Genomic DNA, 1,369 nt, shown 5'->3' on the forward strand with positions numbered 1-1,369 from the left:
CACGGCGCCGCAGACGGTGCGGGTGAGGTGAGCCTGAGCTATTTCGAGTTCACCACCCTGGCGATCCTGCGCACGCTCGCGGGCAGCGGGCTGGACGTGGCGATTCTGGAAGTGGGCCTGGGCGGGCGGCTCGATGCGGTCAACATCGTTGACACCGATTGCGCCGTCATCACCTGCGTGGCGCTGGACCACATGGATTTTCTGGGCAACGACCGCGAGACCATCGGCTTTGAGAAGGCCGGCATCATGCGCACCGGCCGGCCGGTGGTGGTGAGCGACCCGGTGCCGCCGCAAAGTGTGCTCGACCGCGCGCTGGAAATCGGCGCCGACCTCTGGCGACTGGGCAAAGATTTTCATTTCGCGGGCGACCAGCAGCAGTGGGGCTGGGCCATGCACCCGTCGCGCGGCGGACGGCGCTACGCCGGCCTGGCCTACCCGGCGCTGCGTGGAGCCAACCAACTGGTCAACGCCTCGGGCGTGCTGGGTGCGCTGGAAGCGATGCGCGACAAACTGCCGGTCACGGCGCAGGCGGTGCGCAACGGCCTGGCCATGGTGGAGCTGCCTGGGCGGTTCCAGATCATCCCCGGGCAGCCCACTTTGGTGCTGGATGTGGCGCACAACCCGCATTCGGTGGCGGCGCTGGCCGAAAACCTCGACGCCATGGGCTACTACCCCACCACGCACGCGGTTTTTGGTGCCATGGCCGACAAGGATCTGCTGGCCATGGTCGAGCGCATCGCGCCGTTGGTCGACCATTGGCATCTCACCGATTTGCCGCTCGCACGGGCGGCGACGGCGCAGTGGTTGGCGTCCGAAATGAGCGGCGTGACCAAAGGCTCTGGCGGTGCCTGCGTGCAGGTGGCGGGATGCCATGCCAGCCCGCGGCTGGCGCTGGAGGCGGCGGTGTCGGCAGCGGACCCCGCTGATAGAATCGTGGTCTTCGGTTCTTTCTACACCGTGGGAGGCGTTTTGCAGGACGGCGTGCCCCGCCTGTTGGCCAAACACCTGGCCGCCTGAGGTCCCGATCTGCCGTTTGCCGCGCGGCCCCAACCGTTTTTGAAACCGTGCCCGACGCCGGGCCTCCATGGCGTATTGGTTCTTCCGAATGTTCAAATCCCGCTCCGCTTCCAAGGGCAATGCCGCCACCCCGCTGCCGCAAAGCGTCGATGCGGTCCGCCGCCGCGCGAAGCACCGGTTGATCGGCGCCAGCGTGCTGGTCTTGCTGGGGGTTTTGGGCTTTCCGCTGTTGTTTGACACCCAGCCGCGCTCGATCTCGGTGGACATCCCGATCGACATCCCGGCCAAGAATCCGGCCCAGCCTTTGGCTGTGCCCAAGGGCATGGAGCCCCAAGTCGCGGTTCAGAGCAGC

Annotated in this window: 1 protein-coding gene and 1 pseudogene; both read left to right on the forward strand. The window is 67.1% G+C overall.

The features are described 5' to 3' along the window. The coding region (locus ABYB95_RS23515; RefSeq protein WP_372662808.1) for a folylpolyglutamate synthase/dihydrofolate synthase family protein at positions 1 to 1,017 on the forward strand (1,017 nt) is incomplete at its 5' end. Between the two features lie 88 nt (positions 1,018 to 1,105). Beyond that, a pseudogene (locus tag ABYB95_RS23520) lies at positions 1,106 to 1,369 on the forward strand (hypothetical protein); the annotation flags it as partial.

This window comes from Hydrogenophaga sp. (assembly GCF_041633695.1).
In the GTDB taxonomy this organism is placed as follows: domain Bacteria; phylum Pseudomonadota; class Gammaproteobacteria; order Burkholderiales; family Burkholderiaceae_C; genus Hydrogenophaga.